Raw genomic sequence first — 17,307 nt, 5'->3', positions numbered from 1 at the left:
CGCCGCGCCCGCCCCGCTCGCGGTCCTTGCCCTCGGGGCCGCCGAGGTCCTCGAGGCGCTCGGCGTCGAGGCCCTCGAGGGTGCGCTTCTCCTTGGGCAGGCGCCCCTTCGTGCCCTTCGGGATGCCGAGGTCCTCGAACAGGTGCGGCGAGGAGGAGTAGGTCTCGCGCGGCTCGGGCTGACCGAGGCCGAGGGCCTTGTCGATCAGGGACCAGCGCGGCATGTCCTCCCAGTCCACGAGGGTCACCGCGGTGCCCTTGTGTCCGGCGCGCCCCGTGCGGCCCACGCGGTGCACGTAGGTCTTCTCGTCCTCGGGGGCCTGGAAGTTGAACACGTGGGTGACGTCGTCGACGTCGATGCCGCGGGCGGCGACGTCGGTGGCCACCAGGATGTCCACCTTGCCGCTGCGGAACGCGCGCAGGGCCTGTTCGCGGGCGCCCTGGCCGAGATCGCCGTGCAGCGGGCCGGCCGCGAAGCCGCGCTGGGTGAGCTCGTCCGCCACGCGGGCGGCGGTGCGCTTGGTGCGCGTGAACACGATGGTCCGGCCGCGACCCTCGGCCTGCAGGGCGCGCGCCACGAGCTCGTCCTTGTCCATGTGGTGGGCGCGGTAGACCAGCTGACGGATGTCCTTCTTCGTCAGGCCCTCGTCCTCCGGGTCGTGCGCGCGGATGTGCGTGGGCCGGGTCATGTACCGGCGGGCCATCGCGACGACCGGGCCGGGCATGGTGGCGGAGAACAGCATGGTCTGGCGGGCGGCCGGCACGGCGGCCAGGAGGGTCTCCACGTCCGGGAGGAAGCCGAGGTCCAGCATCTCGTCGGCCTCGTCCAGGACCACGGTGGCCACGTGGTCCAGGCGCAGGTGCCTCTGCCGCATGAGGTCGATCAGGCGGCCGGGCGTGCCGACGACGATCTCGACGCCGCGCTCCAGCTCCTCGATCTGGGGCTCGTAGGCGCGGCCGCCGTAGATGGTGGCGATGCGCAGCGGCCGGTGCTTCGCGGCGGCCACGAGGTCGCCGGCCACCTGGACGGCCAGCTCGCGGGTGGGGGCGACGATCAGGGCCTGCGGGGCCCCGGCGCGGCCGTCGGCCTCCCGCTCGGCCCAGCCGTCCTCGCCCGGGCCCACGGCGCGCTGCAGCGCGGGGATGCCGAAGCCCAGGGTCTTGCCGGTGCCGGTCTTGGCCTGGCCGATGATGTCGTGGCCGCCGAGGGCCACGGGCAGGGTCATGGACTGGATGGGGAAGGGGTGCTCGATGCCCTTCTCCGCCAGGGCGCGGACGATCGGCTCCTCGACGCCGAAGTCGGCGAAGGTCTGCTCGGGCTCGGCGGGGGCCGTCTCCGGGGTGAGGGTGTCGGCCGCGACGTCGGCGACGTCCGGCTCGGTCTCGGGTGCGGGGGTGTTCTCGGTCATGGCGACTCGCAGTTCGTCTCGGGCGCCGCGGCCGCGTCGAGGCCGTCCTCGGGCGTGCCGGGCGCGGTGGTGGAGAGCCGATCGCGGGGAACACGGGCGGGGCCGGGTCGGGCCCCGTGGAACCGGTCTGGGCCGCGGTGCGAGCGCGGGCCCGTGCCGGATCCGGCAGGTCGTGCGCCGTTGGCCGGAGTCGGCGGACGGCGAGGCGGGGTGATCAGATGCGACCGGTCATCCCGGGTCAGCGTGTGCTGTCCGGCCAGTCTACCCCGGAGGCGGTGACCGTCCCGGTGGCCACGTCCACGGCCTCAATCCGCACGGACACCTCCGTGCCGGGCTCGACGTGGCCGGGCACGCGCAGCTCGACGGGCGGCTCGGTGAGCTGGACGTCCGTGCCGCCCTCGGTGGCGCGCACTGCGGAGCCGGCCAGGACCGCGCCCATGTGCTCGGCCAGGACGGCGGCCTCCACGAGCTCGCCCGCGGCGCGGTCCGCCGCGGAGGCGCGCCGGCCGGAGTCCGCCATCAGGGCGGGCAGCTCCGGCAGGGCCGCGCGGGCCCACGCCGGGGCCTCGGCGCCCGTGACGTGCGCGTGGCACAGGGCCAGGACGAACCGGTCCACGAGCCGGCGCAGCGGCGCGGTGGCGTGGGCGTACGGGGCGGCCAGGGCCGCCTGCTCGGGGTCCTCCGGCGGAGTGCGCAGCGCGGGGTCCTCCGCCCGCGAGTCGAACGCGGTGTAGCCGGCGCCCCGGAACAGCGAGGTGGCGGCGTGCATCACGGCCAGGCCGCGGGGGTCGGCCGGGTCCACGGAGCGCAGGTAGGTCCCGTAGTCCGTGCCGGCCTCCCACGGCAGTCCCAGGGCGCGGGTGCGGGCGCGGAAGGCGTCCACCGCCTCCTGGTCCGGGGCGGGCATGGTGCGCAGGATCCCGACGCCGGCCTCGAGCATGATCTCCGCCGCCGCCATCCCCGTCATGAGGGACAGCTGCGCGTTGTGGTCCTCCGCGGGCAGGGGCACGCGCCGGGTGATCCGGTAGCGGCCGTCCACCACCGCGATCTCCTGGTCCGGCATGGTCAGGGAGGCGCCGCCGCGGGCGGCCTCCTGGGCCGTGCGCCGGGCCCCGACCTCGGGCAGCAGGGCCAGCGCGGCGCGCACCTCCTCAGGCCACGCGGCCGCGACGGGCGCCGCGGCGTCGTCGAGGTAGGCCTGGACCTCGGGGTAGGCCAGCTGGAGGCGGGAGCGGACCAGCGCCCGGCTCAGGGCGGTGTCCGTGACCGAGCCGTCCTCGGCGAGCGTGAAGGTCCACACGAAGGCGGGCCGGTCCTGGTCGGGGAGGAGGGAGGCGGCGTCCTCGCTGAGCACGGCGGGGTGCAGGGGCACCCGGCCGTCCGGCAGGTACACGGTCTGGCCGCGGCGCCGGGCCTCGGCGTCCACCGCCCCCTCGGGGGCCACGAACGCGGGGACGTCCGCGATCGCGTACCGGACGGTCAGCCGCCCGGCTCCCGCCTCCTCGAGGTGCAGCGCCTGGTCCAGGTCCGTGGACCCGGCCGGGTCCACGGTCACGAACGGCACCCCGGTGAGGTCCTCGCGGTCCGGGTCCGCGGCGGCCTGGCCCGGGACGGACGCCGCGGCGGCCTCGGCCTCCGCGATCACCGCCGCGGGGAACTCCGCGGGCAGCTCGAGCTCGGCGCGCAGGGCGGCGAGGCGGGCGCCGAGGGCGGCGTCCGCCTCACCGTGCACCGCGAGGGCGTGATGCGGCATGGCGGGCCCGGGGTCAGACGGCGGCGAAGCCCAGGGGGCCGGACTTGCGGGCGCCGATCTCCACGAAGCCGATGCGGTCGGCCGGGACCACGACCTGGCGGCCCTTGGCGTCGGTCAGGGACAGCACCGAGCCGTCGGCGATCGCGGCGTCCACGAGCGCGCGCACCTCCTCGGCGGTCTGCTCGCTCTCCAGGACGACCTCCCGGCCGACATGCTGCACACCGATGCGGATCTCCATGGTCCTCACGTTCCTCTCGTGGACGGGGTCTAGCGGTCAGCCGCCAGCCTACGGGAGGGGGCGCGGGGGAGGGACCTGCCGCGCACGCCGTTCACCCCGGGGCGTAACGGGGCGCTCAGGGCTCGACCGGACGGTCCGGGATGGCCTCGAGGCCGAGCCAGAGCACCCGCACGACCTCGTCGGCGGTCTCCTGCGCCGACGGGCGGCCGTCCAGGTGGACGTGGTCCGCCCAGTGCCGGGCCGCGCCGAGCACCATCTCGACGACGCCCCGCGCCACCACCTGGGCCAGCGCGCCCTCCACCACGGTGTCGTCCGAGAGGATCGCGGTGATCTAGTCCGCGATGGACTGCCGCACGGCCTCGACGCGTCACTGGACCGTGGGGTCGTGCTCCGCGCCGGACTCGAAGATCAGCCGGTGCGAGCGCTCGGGGGAGTCCATGTACGCGAACACCGCGTGGACCGTGCCGTGGGCGCGTTCGCGGTTCTCCGGGGTGCTCTCGATGGCCTCGGTCAGCCGGCGGTCCAGCTCGGCGACCTCGCCGTCCAGGAGGGCGAGGAACAGCTCGTGCTTGCCGGAGAAGTGCTGGTAGAGGACGGGCTTGGAGACCTGCGCGCGCTCGGCGATGTCGTCCATGGCGGCGCCGGCGTAGCCCTGCTCCGCGAACACGGCGCGGGCCACGTCCATCAGCTGCGCGCGGCGCTGCTCGCGCGGCATGCGGGTGGTGCGGGGGGCGGGCTCGGCCATGGTCAGGCGCTCCTGCGGGCGGTGTCGTCGCGCCCGGACTCGTGGGCGGGGCAGCCGTCCACCGGGGCGGCCGCAGTCCGCTCGGCGTGCGGGACCGGGATCTCGAACAGCACCTCGAGGGCGCGCTCGTACTCGTCCAGGCGGCCCTGGGCGGCGAGCTCCCGGGCACGGACGCTGGGGGCGTGCAGGAGCTGGTTGACCATGCGGCGCAGGGCGAAGTTGACCTCCTCCGCGGCGGCCGTGCAGCCGTGCCGGGCGCGCACCCGCTCCATCTCGCGGTCCAGGGCGACCGTGGTGTGCCGGCGCAGCGCCTTGATGGCCTCGTCCGCGGTGCGGCCCCGGCGGGCGGCCGAGTACTCGGAGACGGCCCCCTCGACGAGCGCGCGGGCCTCGGCGACGGCGGCCTCCGCCTGCTCGGGGGCGGCCAGACGCACCGACTCGAGGGTGATCAGGTCCACGCCGTCCAGCTCCGCGACCGCGGGGTCGAAGTCGCGGGAGAGGGCCAGGTCCACCACGGTCAGCGGGCGGTCCGTGCCGGCGCGCAGTTCGGCGAGGCGCTCCGGGCTGATCTGGCGGTCGCCGCCGGAGGAGCCGATGATCACGTCCGCCTCGGCGGCTGCCCCTGCCACGTCGGCGCCGCCGAGGGCCAGGGCCCAGCCGCCGCGGTCGGCCACGAACTGGGCCGCGCGCCCGGAGGCGGAGTGCACGCCCACGGCCTCGGCCCCGCGCTCGGCGAGCTGGGCGAGGGTGGTGCCGGCGTAGGCGCCCGTGCCGATCAGCAGGACGGCGGCGCCGGACCAGAACTCGCGACGGGAGGCCTCGTCCGTCAGGCCGCGCAGCTCCTCGGTGAGGTCCAGCGCCACCGAGACCACGGAGCGGCCGGTGGCGCCGAGGGCGGTCCGCGACCCCACGTCCTTCGCGGTGCGCGTGGCGGACTCGAACAGCCGCACCAGCGCGCCCGTCGCCGTGCCCTCGGCGCGGGCGTTGACCAGGGCGCGGCGCACCTGCCCGGCGATCTCGCGCTCACCCACCACGGCGGAGTCCAGCCCCGCGCCCACCTCGAACAGGTGGCGGGCGGTGGCGTCGGCGTCGAGCACGCGGAAGGCCGAGCGCACGGACTCGGCCGACAGGGAGCTGCGCTCGGCGATCGCGGCCACCAGACGCTCGCGGGCGGTGTCGACGTCCCCGTCGCGGGCCTCGGCGTACACCTCCACCCGGTTGCACGTGGAGAGCACGACGGCCCCGGCCGCGCGATCGGCGGACAGGGCGGCCCCGACGCCGGCGGTCCCCGCGCTCAGGCGGGCCACCGTGTCCAGGCTCAGGTCTTTGTGGGAGGCCACGAGGGAGAAGACAGTCACAGCGCCGACCATCGTACCGCCGTCCCGGGCCCGGCCGGGGGAGGTGACCGCCGGGTGACGCCGTCCACCGCCACGCCGATGCGGCCCCGCGCCGCCGTCGGTGGGAGAATGGGCCGCATGTCCGCTCAGACCACGTCCTTCGACGCGCCGACCGGCCTGCCGGCCGAGCACCCGCTGCGCACCGCCGACCCCGCCCGGTCCACCGTCCGGAGCCCGCTCGTGCGGGCCCTGCGGGGGCAGACCCCGTCCCGGAACCCCGTGTGGTTCATGCGCCAGGCCGGCCGCTCCCTGCCGGAGTACCGCCGGGTGCGCGAGGGCATCGGGATGCTCGAGTCCTGCCTGGAGCCGGAGCTCGCCGCGGAGATCACCCTCCAGCCCGTGCGCCGCCACGACGTGGACGCGGCCATCTTCTTCTCCGACATCGTGGTGCCCCTGCGCCTGGCGGGCGTGGACGTGGAGATCCAGCCCGGCGTCGGACCCGTGCTGGGCCGCCCCGTGCGCACCGCCGAGGACGCCGCCGCCCTGCCGCCGCTCGAGGACGCCGCGCTGAACGTCATCCGCGAGGCCGTGGCCCGCACCGTGGCCGAGCTGGGGGACCGCCCGCTGATCGGCTTCGCGGGCGCCCCGTTCACGCTCGCGGCGTACATGGTGGAGGGCCGCCCCTCGCGGGACCACCTCGGCCCGCGCCGCATGATGCACGGCGACCCGGAGACCTGGGCGGCCCTGGCCCAGTGGGCCGCGACCGTGTCCGGCCAGTTCCTGCGCGCCCAGCTCGAGGCCGGCGCCTCCGCCGCCCAGCTGTTCGACTCGTGGGCCGGTTCGCTCTCCGCGGAGGACTATCTCCGCCACGTCCAGCCCCACTCCGCCGCCGCCTTCGCGCACGTGGCGGACATCGCCGGCCCGTCCGCGGCCGACGGCGCCCCGCTGCTGCACTTCGGCACCGGGACGGGCGAGTTCCTGCACCACCTGCGCGACGCCGGCGCGTCCGCCGTGGGCGTGGACCACCGCATCAGCCTGGCCGAGGCGCACCGCCGACTCGCCGCGCGCCCCGGCCCGGACGGCCGCGGCGCCGTGCCGCTGCAGGGCAACATCGACCCCGCGCTGCTGGGCGCCCCGTGGGAGGTCCTCGAGGCGCACGTGCGCGACGTCGTCGCCTCCGGCACGGCCGCCCCCGGCCACGTGGTGAACCTGGCGCACGGGGTGCCGCCGGAGACCGATCCCGAGGTCCTCACCCGGGTGGTGGAGCTCATCCACGCCCTGCCCGTGGGGGAGGGGGGTCGGGCGTGAGCGGCACGGCGCTCGTGGTCGGCGGCGGGATCGCCGGCCTGCTCGCCGCCCGCCGGCTCCACGAGGACGGCTGGGAGGTGACGCTGGCCGAGGCCACGTCCGTGCTCGGCGGCACGCTCTCGGCGCGCTTCCTGGACGTGCCCTCCGTCTCCGCCTCCGGGACGCCCAAGGCGCAGACCCTCGAGCTCGACGGCGGAGCCGAGTCCTACGCGGTGCGCGGCGCCGCGATGCGTGCCCTCGTGGACGAGCTGGGCCTCGACGAGCACGTGGTCGCCCCCGAGCCGCTCGGCTCGTGGCTGCACGGCCCGGACGGCACCCATGCCGCCCCCCGCCTGGGCCTGGTGGGCATCCCCGGGGACCTGCACGCCGACGACGTCGCCGCCGCGCTCAGCCCCGCGGGCCTGGCACGGGCCCTGGAGGACGAGCACGCCCCCATGGACCGCTGGGCGCAGGCCCTGGCCGACGGCTCCCCCGTCACGGTGGCCGAGCTGGTCGCCGACCGTCTGGGCGAGGAGGTGCTCGCGCGCCTCGTGACCCCCGTGGTGGCCGGCGTGCACTCGGCGGACCCCCCCGTCGTGGACGTGGAGCGCGTGGCCCCGGGCCTGCTGCGCGCCGCGGTGGAGGCGGGCTCGCTCGCGGCCGGCGTCGCCGCACTGCGCGGCGGGCGCACCCCCGGCGCGGCCGTGGCCGGCGTCGACGGGGGCATGGCGAAGGTCACCGGCCGGCTGGTGACGACCCTGCGCGAGGCGGGGGTCACCGTGCTGCGCGGCGTGCGCGTGGCCGCCCTGTCCCGCATGGGCGAGGACGGGCGCTGGTGGGCGCAGATCTCCGACCGGGACGACGAGGTGGTCCGCGGCCTGGACGTGGACCGCGTGGTGCTCGCCGTGGACGGCGTCACCGCATGGGACCTGCTGGCCCCGCTGAGCCAGGGCGCCCTGGACCCGGACGCCGGCCCGCAGCTGGGCGAGGGGATCGCCCTGGCCACCCTCGTGGTGGAGGCCGAGGGCCTCGACGCCGCCCCGCGCGGCACCGGCGTCCTCGTGTCCCCGGGCACGGGGGTGCGCGCCAAGGCCCTGACCCACGGCACGGCCAAGTGGGCCTGGCTGCGCGGCGTGGTCTCCCGGCCCGGTCCCGACGGCGTCGCCCGCCACCCGCACCGCCACGTGCTGCGCCTGTCCTACGGGCGCCAGGGCGGCGGCGCGGACGAGCTCGGCTTCCGCAGCACGGACGAGGAGCTGCTCGCCGCGGCCGTCGAGGACGCCGCGGCGCTCACCGGCGTGCCGCTGACGGCGGAGGACGTGCTGAACTCCGCGGTGGTGCGCTGGCGCGGGCCCATCCCGCCGCAGCACGGCCCGGATCGCGAGGCCACGGACGCCATGGTCCGGTGGTCCCGGGACGTGCCGGGCCTGGACCTGGTGGGCTCGTGGGTGCACGGCACCGGCCTGGCCGCCGTCGTGGCCGGCGTCGAGCGCACCCTGGGCCGGGAGACGATCGCCGCCGGGGGCGCCGCCGCGTCCGTCTGAGAAGACCCCGCACCGCACCGCACACGACCGAACGACAGAAGGAGGAACACCATGGGCAAGGACAAGACCGCCGACCTCACGGGGAAGGACTGGTTCACCACCTACACCGTGTTCGCCCGGCCGCAGGGCGAGCCGGGCTGGCTCGGGCTGGAGGGCCGCGAGGCGAAGAGGGCCGTCAAGGAGTTCGACGACGTGGTCGCCGCGCTCGGCAAGGCGGGTGTCAACGTGCGCGGCGTCTACGACGTCTCGGGCATGCGCGAGGCCGGCGACGTGATGGTGTGGATGTACGCCCACACCCCCGAGGCCCTGCAGGCCGCGATCCGCGACCTGCGCCGCACCCGCCTGCTGGAGCGCACCCACCTGGTGCTCTCCGCGATGGGCTCGGACCGCATGGCCGAGTTCAACAAGGACCATATCCCCGCCTTCGCCATGGGCCGCAAGCCGCTGGACTGGCTGTGCTTCTACCCGTTCGTGCGCTCGTACGACTGGTACCTGCTGGACCCCAAGGAGCGGGCCCGCATGCTGCGCGAGCACGGCAAGCTGGGCCAGGACTTCCCCCAGGTGTGGGCCAACACCACGAGCGCCTTCGCGCTCAACGACTGGGAGTGGCTGCTGGGCCTGGAGGCCGCCGAGCTCAACGACCTCGTGGACATGATGCGCCACCTGCGCAACAACGAGACCCGCCTGCACGTGCGCGAGGAGGTCCCGTTCTACACGGGCCGCCGGCTCGAGACCGCCGCGCTGCCGGAGGTGCTGGCCTGATGAGCGAGGAGCAGATCGTGCCCGTCCCGACCCACCCCGTCCCCGAGGACGCCGCGCGCCCCGAGCACGCCCCCGAGGAGGCCGCCCCGGGCCTCGACTACGACGCCCGCGGCGTCATGGAGGCCAAGGACTACGACGCCGTGATCGTCGCGTCCTTCGGCGGTCCCGAGGGCCAGGAGGACGTCATCCCGTTCCTGCGCAACGTCACGCGCGGACGCGGGATCCCGGACGAGCGCCTCGAGGAGGTGGCCACGCACTACCGGGCCAACGGCGGCGTGAGCCCCATCAACGCGCAGAACCGCGCGCTGATCGAGGCGCTCGAGAAGGAGTTCTCCTCCCGCGGCATCGAGCTCCCCGTGTACTTCGGCAACCGCAACTGGGAGCCGTACCTGCCGGACACCCTGAAGCAGGCCTACGACGACGGCCACCGCCGCATCCTGACGGTCACCACGTCCGCCTACTCCTGCTACTCCTCCTGCCGCCAGTACCGCGAGGACATGGGCATGGCCATGCGCTCCACCGGGCTGGAGGGGAAGCTGGACCTGGACAAGACCCGCCAGTACTTCAACCACCCCGGCTTCGTGGAGCCCTTCGCCGAGGGCCTGCGCTCGGACCTGATCTCGATGCGCGGGGAGGTGGGCGACGACGCCCGCATCCACGTCCTCTTCGCCACCCACTCCATCCCCACCGCCGACGCCGAGGCCGCCGGCCCGCGCGGGCTGGCGGCAGACCTGCGCGAGCAGGCCGGCGGCGTCCCCGGCGAGGCCGAGGGCGCGGACGTCTACTCGGCGCAGCACCTCGACGTGATCCGCGAGATCCTCTCCCGCGTGCCCGAGGCCGAGGGCGTGGACTGGTCGCTCGTGTACCAGTCCCGCTCCGGCGCCCCGCACGTGCCGTGGCTCGAGCCGGACATCAACGACGCCATGGACGCCCTCGCCGGCCCCGACGCCCCCGCGGACGAGCGGGGCCGCGCGGTGGCGGGCTTCGTCGTCGTGCCCGTGGGCTTCGTCTCCGACCACATGGAGGTGGTCTGGGACCTGGACACCGAGGCCAAGGAGACCGCCGGTGAGCTCGGCGTCGCTTTCCGCCGCAGCCCCACCCCGGGCACCGACCCCCGGTTCGTGGCGGGCCTGACGGACCTCGTGGAGGAGCGCCTGGGCCGCCGCGAGGGCCGCGCGTCCACCGGCTGCTTCCCGGCCTGGTACGACGTGTGCCGCCCCGACTGCTGCGTCAAGGTGATGCGGGACGGCTCCGTGCGTCCCACCACCTCCGCGGTGGACGCCCCCGTGCGCGGCCTCGCCGAGCACGAGGCCGGGCAGGCCGAGGCCCCGGAGGGGGCCGACGCCCGGTGACCGCCGAGGACAAGGCCGGACCGGGCCCCGCGACCGCCGTCACGGTGGGCACGCGGGGCTCGGCCCTGGCCACCACGCAGACCCGACACGTGGCCGAGGCGCTCACCGAGCGCTCCGGCCTCGGGCACGAGCTCGTGGTCATCCGCACCGAGGGGGACGTGACCACCGGGTCGCTGGCTGCACTCGGCGGCACGGGCGTGTTCGCCTCCGCCCTGCGCGCGGCCGTCCTGGACGGCCGCGTGGACCTGGCCGTGCACTCGCTCAAGGACCTGCCCGCCGCCCAGCCGCCGGGCCTGGAGATCGCCGCCGTGCCCCCGCGCGCCGACCTGCGGGACGCCCTGTGCGCCCGCGACGGCCTGACCCTCGCCACGCTCCCCGAGGGCGCGAGGGTGGGCACCGGCTCCCCGAGGCGCGTGGCCCAGCTCAAGGCGCTGCGCCCGGACCTGGAGCTCGTGGACATCCGCGGCAACGTCCAGACCCGCCTGGCGCGGGTGCCCGGCCTCGAGCAGCACGACGACGACGCCCCCGCCGCCAAGGGCTCCCCGCGCGGGGACCTGGACGCCGTGGTGCTGGCGTGCGCCGGCCTGGACCGCCTGGGCCTGCAGCACGTGATCACCGAGCGCATCGACCCCGAGGTCATGGTCCCGGCCCCCGGTCAGGGGGCGCTCGCGGTGGAGATCCGTGAGGAGGACGGGCCGCTGCTGGCCGAGGCAGCGCTGGACCCGGACTCGCACGCCGGCCGGCTGCGCGCCGCGCTCGAGCTCGTGGACGACCGCGACACCCACGTGGCGGTCACCGCCGAGCGGGCCCTGCTGCTGCGCCTCGAGGCCGGCTGCGCGGCCCCCATCGGCGCGGTGGCGCACGTGGAGGAGGGGGTGGCCGAGGACGGCTCGCCGGCCCCGCGGATCGTGATGTCCGCGATGGTGGCCGCGATGGACGGCACGCGCGTGCTGCGCCGGACCTCGTCCGTGCAGCTGGACGCGGTCCCCACGGACGTGGCGCAGGACCCGGCCGAGGCCGACGAGTGGCTCGAGGACACGCTGTTCCTGGCCGCCGGCGCGCTGGGGGTGCACCTGGCCGAGCAGTTCGTGGCCGAGGGCGCCGACCTGCTGCCGGGCACGGTCCGCGGGGCGGCGAAGGACGACCCGCAGCAGGTCACCTCGGACGTGCCCGGCACGGGCGTCGTGGGCGAGGAGCGCCCCGGGGCCGCCGACGCCGGGGCCTGAGATGCGCCTGCTGCTCACCCGCCGCCCGGCCCAGGCCGGCGACCTCGAGGCGGGGCTGCGCGCCGCCAGCGGCCCGGACGGGGTCCCCTTCGAGGTCGGCTTCCTGCCGGCCACGGACACCGAGCTGCCCGACGACGACGGCCTCGCGCGCCTGCGCGGGGCCGTCGCCGCGCTCGGGGCGGGGGAGTTCGTGGTGCTGGTGGTGACGAGCCCGAACGGAGCGCGCGCTCTGGCGGCGGCGGGCTGGGACGGCGGCGTGCCCGCGGGCGTCCGTGTGGCCGCCACCGGCCCGGGCACGGTCCGGGTGCTGCGGCAGGTCGGCCTCCGGGCCGACGTGTGGGTCCCTGAGGAGGACCGCTCCGCCGCGGGGATCCTCGCCGGACTCCCGGGACCGGCGCGGGCGGGGGAGCGGCTGCTGCTGCCGCAGTCCGCGCGAGCCTCGGACGGGCTCGCCGCGGGTCTGACGGTCCGCGGCTGGGACGTGCGGCGGGTGGCGGCCTACCGCACCGTGGCGTACCCGGGCGATCCCGCCCGGCGCCTGCTGCCGGCGGACCCGCCGGGGGCGGACGTGGTCACTCCGGCTGAGTTCGGCCGGCAGCCGGAGGGGACCGTTCTGGTGCTCACCAGCCCCAGCGCGGTGGAGGAGCTGCTGGACGGTCCCGCGGCGGACGCGCTTCTCTCGGGGGCGGTGCCGTGCATCGCGCTCGGAGCCCCGACGCGGCGTGCCATGGAGACGGCCGGGATGCCCGTGGCCGCCCAGGCGACGACGCCGGACGCCGCGGGCGTCGCGGAGGCGGTGCGGCGGGCCACCGTCGGCTGAGCTGGCTGCTCAGGCGGAGGCGGGGCCGGCGTCGTCGTCCGTGTCCGGATCGGCGACCGGGTGCGTGTGGGTCTCGTCCACGGGGCGCTCGCCGAGGCCGCCGAGCAGGTCCACGCGCGGGGGCCGCAGGATGGAGACCGACACGTTGTTGAAGCCCATGTTGGACAGCAGCTGCGACGCCTCCTCGTCGGTGAGGTCGTACGCGTGCGCCAGCATGCGCACGTTCTCCGTGTAGAAGGCGTGCAGGCGGTCGACGCCGCGCAGGAACTCGAGGGTGTTCGCCATGCCGACCAGGATGGGCCACCCGGGCGTCCGCTCGGTGACACCCGGGTGAACCCGAGGCGATCTCCCCAGGTCAGCCCCGGCGGCGGCGCTGCTTGAGGGAGACCTCCATGGACCGGCCCTCCGTGCGGGTCTCGAGGTACGGCTGGTCCGCCACGAGCGTCGAGAGCTTCGCGTGGCCGAAGTCGCGCGGGTCGAAGTCCACGTGGGTGCGGGACATGTGCTGTCCGATCAGGGACAGCGAGGCCCAGCCGTCGTCACCCGAGGTGGCGTTGACGGCCTTGACCAGTGCCGACTGGAGGTTGATGCGGGAGGCGGGCTCGTCGTCGTCGTCCGCGCGCACGTCCGGCGGGGTGGGGTCCTCGGCGGGGGTGATGACCTCGTCCGACTCCACGTCCACCAGGACTGAGCCGCGGCCCGCGCCGCGCCCGCGGCCGCGCACGGTGCGCGGCGGGGCGGCGGTGGTCTCGTCGACCGGCGCGTCGGACGCGGGACGATCGGCGGCGGGAGCGTCCGCCGCGGGGGCCTCGGCGGGCTCCGCAAGCTCGGTCGTCCGCGGGGACCCCTTGGCCTTGGACCGGCCGCCGGCGCGGCGGTTGCCCGTGGACGGGCCCTCCTTGGCCTCGCGGATGTCCTTCGGCGAGGGGTCGGCCTCGAGGGAGGGGGCCGGCTCGGCGTCGTCGACGTCGTCCGTGTGGGTGCCGAGCAGCTCGAGGTAGATGAACTGGTCCACGGCGTTGCGCAGCGAGGCGGGCGTCTTGCGGGCACCGAGGCCGATCACACGCTTGCCGGACTCGCGCAGGCGGGTGGCCAGGCGCGTGAAGTCGGAGTCGGAGGAGACCAGCGCGAACGCGTCCACGTTGCCCATCCAGAGCAGGTCCATCGCGTCGATGATGAGCGCGGAGTCCGAGGAGTTCTTGCCGATCGTGTACGCGAACTGCTGCACCGGCTGGATGGCGAGCTCGTTGAGCGCCTTCTTCCATCCGTTGAGGTTCGTGGTGGTCCAGTCCCCGTAGGCGCGCTTGATGGTGGGCGTGCCGTACGTGGCCAGCTCCTCGAGGATCAGGCCGGCGTACTTGGGCGAGACGTTGTCGCAGTCCAGGAGCACCGCGATGCGCAGGGAGGCGGGGGTGGGTTCAGGCATGCATCCAGGGTAGTCCGCCTCATGGAGGCGGGCGGGCGGTGACGGGCGGGGCGTGACGGGAGCCCGCCACGAACGCCGGCGCCGCAGAGCTGGCGGCGAGGCGGCTGTGACGAGGGTCGTGGCACGGTGGGAAGACCGAGACGACGCCGATCGGCGGTGCGCGGGGGCACCGCCACAAACGACCGTTTGCGCGGTTTCGCTCGCCAGGTGTCGGGCGCGGAGGGGTCAGGCTGGGCGACGGGCGATAACGGTGAAGGTGTGCCAATACTTGATGCCGTCGAACGCACGCCCTTCCTCGTTGCGCTCGTTCAGTTCGATCACCTCCAAATTGTCGAGGAGTTTGTCCACCTCTTTCCGGGTGAGGTAGGTGCCCAGGTCCGAGGCCCAGGTGTCATCGGAGCCGAAGAGATCGACCGCCAGGATCCCGTCTGGTAGCAGGGCGTGCTTGACCCGCTCCCACACCGAGGTGAAGCGTGCGCGAGGGACGAATGGCAGAGAGGCGTTGGCCAGGATCAGATCGGCGTGGGGGAGGGGATCCCACTCCTCGATGAGGCCCGTCCGGTGTTCGAGGATGCCGAGCGTGGTGAGTTCATTCATGTGCTTTTCGACGCTGGGGTCGATGTCGATGGTGTGGACGTTCATGCCCTCCTGGAGAAGGCATCGGGCCTCGATGCCGGCGCCGCTTCCCAGCTCGACAGCGCGCAGACCTGCGAGGTTCTGGTGGGTGGCCCGCAGTGTTGTGAGTGCGCGGTCGGTGAGAGGGCGGACGGCCGAGGCGCCTGCCCGCGCGGCATTGTAGGAGGCCCAATCGCTGGAACTTGTGGGGGTGGCTGGCATGGTCTGAGTATCTCGATCTGGGCACGTAGGGGGAAGACGATGCGACGAGCGATGGTGCGTCGCGGCTTCCCCATGGCGAGGGTTGTGGCGAGGATCAGGTCTGCCGCAAACGACCGATTTAGCCGAGCAGTACGAACGAAGGAAACCCCAGCGCTATCTGGCGCGGTTCTCGCAGCGCTGTTTGGCGGCTGGAGTCCACGGCCATAACCGGAGAAGGGAAGGCTGACTAGGACGCAGCCGCTGGGTCTGGGACAGATTGAGGTCGTCGGCTGGCGGCGCTCATGACAGCCAGGCGCTCAAGTGTCGAGGTCCACAGCGGCGGCCTCGCGGGTGCGGGTGGCGGCGAGGCTGCCTAGGAGTTGGATGCGTTCGTCAGTCGGCGACCCGGCGGCGGCCGTGTAGTTGAACATCATCCAGCCGGGCTGGTCAGGCAGTTCGAGGCCTTCGAAGGTGAACTCCAAGTCACCAACCTCGGGGTGGTGGATGCGCTTGGTGCCGCTGCGGTGGAACCGGACGTCGTGAGCTGCCCAGCGGAGCCGGAAGGTGTTGCTGCGGGTGACGAGCTCGCCGATGAGGTCGGTCAGGTTCTTGTCGTGCGGGTGCCGGCCGGCGGCGGTGCGCAGGGACGCCACGATGCTGTTCGCCCCCTGCTCCCAGTCGGGGTAGAAGCTGCGCGACGCAGGGCTGAAGAAGGTGAACCGAGCCAGGTTGTTCTGGTTACCGGGGTCATCGAGCATCGGGGCCATCAGAGCCCGAGCAAGCGCGTTGGTGGCCAGGACGTCCTTGCGCTGGTTGGCCACCAGGAGACCCCCCTCGCCTCCACCGCCGAACAGCTGTACCTCCGCGGCCACCGCGCCGGCCTCAGCCGCAAGGACGACTCCGTCGTCTACCGCATCCTCCGCGCCGACGCGTAAGGGCCGCGGCGGGGCGTGAGCCACCGACGCCCGAGCGATCGGCCCGACCTGCCGGGGGAGAACGCCTCAGCGGAGACCTGAGTGCTGGGGTGGCGGGGAGGACGCACCAAGCCATGCGCAGCGGAGCCTCGTCCGTGACGAGCCGCGGTGAGACAACGTGGACGGATCCCACCGCACGTCGGTGAGATGCGTCCACGTTGTCTGGTCCCCCGAACAATGTGGACGTCGGGCACCGAATTTCGGTGCGATACGTCCACGATCCTTCGGGCACGGCACGGCCGGAGTGTCACCCCTGATCCCATGGGACGTCCGGCCGCAACGGTGAGATCCCGTGCTCTCGGCATCCTCGCCTTCACTTCGGCGAGGTCACCCGTGGCCAGGCCTCTCGCCCTCGCTGCGCCACCGGCGACATCCTCCGCTTCGCGAGGTCACCATGGACGAGCCCCTCGCTGGGCGACGCGTGCGTCCCGTCATGGCCTGAGACCTCACATCACCGACGCGGCCCTGCCGAGAGACGATCCTCACGGCAGGGCCCCGTCACGGTGCTTGGGCGCGAGCGGCCGGGTGCGCCTCGGGGGTCAGGCGTCGTCCCGCCCGGCGGCGCGGTGGACGAACTCGATGAGGGAGTTCTCCATCTCGGCGCGGGTCTCGGGCTCGTTGTGAACCTCGTGGCGGACGTCGGGGTAGATGTGGAGTTCGACGTCGTGGCCCTTCTCCTCCAGGCGCCGGGCGACCTCGCGCGCACCCTCGCCGTAGTTGGTCACCGGGTCCTCCGCGCCCGCGAAGATCGCGACGGGAACCTGCGGAAGGCGGTCGAAGAAGTCGTCGCCGTTGGCCTGGTCGTACACGTCGACGAAGCCCTGCAGGAACCGGTTGCTCAAGGGGGCGCCGAAGTTGTTGAAGGGGTCGCGGCCGTGATCACGGACGACGTCCGCGTTGCGCGCCACCCAGTCCGTCGGGCCGAAGTCCGGGCCGAGGCGGTCGTAGAAGCCGTCAAACAGCTGGCCCACCAACGCATCCGCAGCGGGGGCGGAACCGTCGGCCGCCACGGCAGCCTTCAGGGCCTCGCGATCCAGCGTCGACTCGACACCGCGCATGCCCACGGCGATACCGCCCAGCGCGAGCCCGTCGACCTCGACACCCGGCTGCAGCACCAGCGCCCGCGCGATCATCGACCCCAGGCTGTGGCCGAACACCACGTACGGCAGGTCGGGGAACAGCTCCTTGGCCTTCCGGTACAGCGTCACCTCGTCCTGCACGATGACCGTCGCCGACTCGTCACCGGCGTCACCCCACGTCCCCGACTGCATCGCCGTCCGACCGTGACCCGCGTGATCGTCCGCGACCACGACGAACCCCGCATCCACCAGCGCGGCCGTCATGTGCAGGTACCGGCGGGAGTGCTCGCCGAGACCGTGGATGAGCTGGACCACCGCCACCGGCGTGACCGCCGGTTCGTACATCCAGGCCTGGATGGTGTCGGTGCCGTTGTGCGACGTGAACTCGAGTTCGCGCAGAGCCATGCTGACCTCCTCGTCATGCCCCCTCGGGCGGGGAGCTCGATGGTATGGCGCTACCGGGCCTGACGACAACGGGATGTCCGGCCCCCGACCTCCGTCGCCCACTCGCGGAACTCCCTGTCGCGGGCGCTGAGAGCG

17 protein-coding genes are annotated in these 17,307 nt (G+C 74.5%); 6 read left to right on the top strand and 11 right to left on the bottom strand.

Annotated elements, in window-relative coordinates; translation table 11 throughout:
- The 6 genes from Q4D18_RS08005 to Q4D18_RS07980 form a co-directional block, all read right to left on the bottom strand.
- The coding region (locus Q4D18_RS08005; protein WP_303127138.1) for a DEAD/DEAH box helicase at positions 1 to 1,408 on the bottom strand (1,408 nt) is incomplete at its 3' end.
- A gap of 238 nt (positions 1,409 to 1,646) precedes the next feature.
- Positions 1,647 to 3,161 carry an RNB domain-containing ribonuclease gene (locus Q4D18_RS08000; protein WP_303127136.1) on the bottom strand — a complete coding sequence of 505 codons (1,515 nt, stop codon included), beginning with the start codon at positions 3,159 to 3,161 and terminating at the stop codon, positions 1,647 to 1,649.
- Positions 3,162 to 3,174: 13 nt separating this feature from the next.
- A complete protein-coding gene (locus tag Q4D18_RS07995) occupies positions 3,175 to 3,399 on the bottom strand; it encodes a DUF3107 domain-containing protein (protein WP_303127134.1) in 225 nt (74 codons plus the stop codon).
- 115 nt (positions 3,400 to 3,514) lie between these two features.
- Positions 3,515 to 3,703 (bottom strand): hypothetical protein, encoded by a 189-nt coding sequence (locus Q4D18_RS07990; protein WP_303127132.1) that lies wholly within the window; start codon positions 3,701 to 3,703, stop codon positions 3,515 to 3,517.
- Positions 3,704 to 3,766: 63 nt separating this feature from the next.
- A complete protein-coding gene (locus Q4D18_RS07985; protein ID WP_303127130.1) occupies positions 3,767 to 4,144 on the bottom strand; it encodes a TetR/AcrR family transcriptional regulator in 378 nt (125 codons plus the stop codon).
- Between the two features lie 2 nt (positions 4,145 to 4,146).
- A complete protein-coding gene (locus Q4D18_RS07980; protein WP_303127128.1) occupies positions 4,147 to 5,502 on the bottom strand; it encodes a glutamyl-tRNA reductase in 1,356 nt (451 codons plus the stop codon).
- A gap of 117 nt (positions 5,503 to 5,619) precedes the next feature.
- Between Q4D18_RS07980 and hemE the strand changes: the two genes are divergently transcribed.
- From hemE to Q4D18_RS07950, 6 genes are all read left to right on the top strand, one after another.
- A complete protein-coding gene (hemE, locus tag Q4D18_RS07975) occupies positions 5,620 to 6,789 on the top strand; it encodes a uroporphyrinogen decarboxylase (protein ID WP_303127126.1) in 1,170 nt (389 codons plus the stop codon).
- On the top strand, positions 6,786 to 8,312 hold the full coding sequence (locus Q4D18_RS07970) for an NAD(P)/FAD-dependent oxidoreductase (protein WP_303127124.1): 1,527 nt from the start codon (positions 6,786 to 6,788) through the stop codon (positions 8,310 to 8,312). The genes hemE and Q4D18_RS07970 overlap by 4 nt, the downstream gene beginning before the upstream one ends.
- 51 nt (positions 8,313 to 8,363) lie before the next feature.
- Positions 8,364 to 9,074 (top strand): hydrogen peroxide-dependent heme synthase, encoded by a 711-nt coding sequence (hemQ, locus tag Q4D18_RS07965; protein ID WP_303127122.1) that lies wholly within the window; start codon positions 8,364 to 8,366, stop codon positions 9,072 to 9,074.
- Between the two features lie 116 nt (positions 9,075 to 9,190).
- The gene (locus tag Q4D18_RS07960; RefSeq protein WP_303127140.1) at positions 9,191 to 10,426 is read left to right on the top strand and encodes a ferrochelatase; all 1,236 of its coding nucleotides are present in this window, start codon (positions 9,191 to 9,193) and stop codon (positions 10,424 to 10,426) included.
- The gene (gene hemC / locus Q4D18_RS07955) at positions 10,423 to 11,652 is read left to right on the top strand and encodes a hydroxymethylbilane synthase (RefSeq protein ID WP_303127121.1); all 1,230 of its coding nucleotides are present in this window, start codon (positions 10,423 to 10,425) and stop codon (positions 11,650 to 11,652) included. The genes Q4D18_RS07960 and hemC overlap by 4 nt, the downstream gene beginning before the upstream one ends.
- 1 nt (position 11,653) lies before the next feature.
- Positions 11,654 to 12,472, top strand: a complete 819-nt coding sequence (locus tag Q4D18_RS07950; RefSeq protein WP_303127120.1) for a uroporphyrinogen-III synthase — start codon at positions 11,654 to 11,656, stop codon at positions 12,470 to 12,472.
- A 9-nt stretch (positions 12,473 to 12,481) separates the two neighbouring features.
- Here the strand turns inward: Q4D18_RS07950 and Q4D18_RS07945 are convergent, their stop codons facing one another.
- From Q4D18_RS07945 to Q4D18_RS07925, 5 genes are all read right to left on the bottom strand, one after another.
- Entirely contained in the window at positions 12,482 to 12,757 is a 276-nt protein-coding gene (locus Q4D18_RS07945) for a hypothetical protein (protein WP_303127118.1), read from the bottom strand.
- 70 nt (positions 12,758 to 12,827) lie between these two features.
- The gene (locus Q4D18_RS07940; RefSeq protein WP_303127116.1) at positions 12,828 to 13,898 is read right to left on the bottom strand and encodes an NYN domain-containing protein; all 1,071 of its coding nucleotides are present in this window, start codon (positions 13,896 to 13,898) and stop codon (positions 12,828 to 12,830) included.
- 225 nt (positions 13,899 to 14,123) lie between these two features.
- Complete coding sequence (locus tag Q4D18_RS07935; RefSeq protein WP_303127114.1) at positions 14,124 to 14,735, bottom strand: trans-aconitate 2-methyltransferase; 612 nt, start codon at positions 14,733 to 14,735, stop codon at positions 14,124 to 14,126.
- A 296-nt stretch (positions 14,736 to 15,031) separates the two neighbouring features.
- Entirely contained in the window at positions 15,032 to 15,535 is a 504-nt protein-coding gene (locus tag Q4D18_RS07930; RefSeq protein ID WP_303127112.1) for a hypothetical protein, read from the bottom strand.
- A 692-nt stretch (positions 15,536 to 16,227) separates the two neighbouring features.
- Positions 16,228 to 17,172: an alpha/beta fold hydrolase gene (locus Q4D18_RS07925; protein ID WP_303127110.1), complete on the bottom strand. Its 945-nt coding sequence runs from the start codon at positions 17,170 to 17,172 to the stop codon at positions 16,228 to 16,230.
- Between the last annotated feature and the right edge of the window lie 135 nt (positions 17,173 to 17,307).

The sequence above is a fragment of the Micrococcus sp. genome (assembly GCF_030523875.1).
Lineage (GTDB): Bacteria > Actinomycetota > Actinomycetes > Actinomycetales > Micrococcaceae > Micrococcus.
Note: the sequence above shows the minus strand (reverse complement) of the source record. Positions and strands in the feature narration are given on the sequence as shown.

Excerpts from the sequence above, each read along its gene's own strand:
- Q4D18_RS07950 (WP_303127120.1), top strand. The coding sequence starts at position 11,654 with ATGCGCCTGCTGCTCACCCGCCGCCCGGCCCAGGCCGGCGACCTCGAG.
- Q4D18_RS07925 (WP_303127110.1), bottom strand. The coding sequence starts at position 17,172 with ATGGCTCTGCGCGAACTCGAGTTCACGTCGCACAACGGCACCGACACC.
- Q4D18_RS07945 (WP_303127118.1), bottom strand. The coding sequence starts at position 12,757 with ATGGCGAACACCCTCGAGTTCCTGCGCGGCGTCGACCGCCTGCACGCC.
- Q4D18_RS07935 (WP_303127114.1), bottom strand. The coding sequence starts at position 14,735 with ATGCCAGCCACCCCCACAAGTTCCAGCGATTGGGCCTCCTACAATGCC.
- Q4D18_RS07995 (WP_303127134.1), bottom strand. The coding sequence starts at position 3,399 with ATGGAGATCCGCATCGGTGTGCAGCATGTCGGCCGGGAGGTCGTCCTG.
- hemE (WP_303127126.1), top strand. The coding sequence starts at position 5,620 with ATGTCCGCTCAGACCACGTCCTTCGACGCGCCGACCGGCCTGCCGGCC.
- hemQ (WP_303127122.1), top strand. The coding sequence starts at position 8,364 with ATGGGCAAGGACAAGACCGCCGACCTCACGGGGAAGGACTGGTTCACC.
- Q4D18_RS07985 (WP_303127130.1), bottom strand. The coding sequence starts at position 4,144 with ATGGCCGAGCCCGCCCCCCGCACCACCCGCATGCCGCGCGAGCAGCGC.
- Q4D18_RS07940 (WP_303127116.1), bottom strand. The coding sequence starts at position 13,898 with ATGCCTGAACCCACCCCCGCCTCCCTGCGCATCGCGGTGCTCCTGGAC.
- Q4D18_RS08000 (WP_303127136.1), bottom strand. The coding sequence starts at position 3,161 with ATGCCGCATCACGCCCTCGCGGTGCACGGTGAGGCGGACGCCGCCCTC.
- Q4D18_RS07960 (WP_303127140.1), top strand. The coding sequence starts at position 9,191 with ATGGAGGCCAAGGACTACGACGCCGTGATCGTCGCGTCCTTCGGCGGT.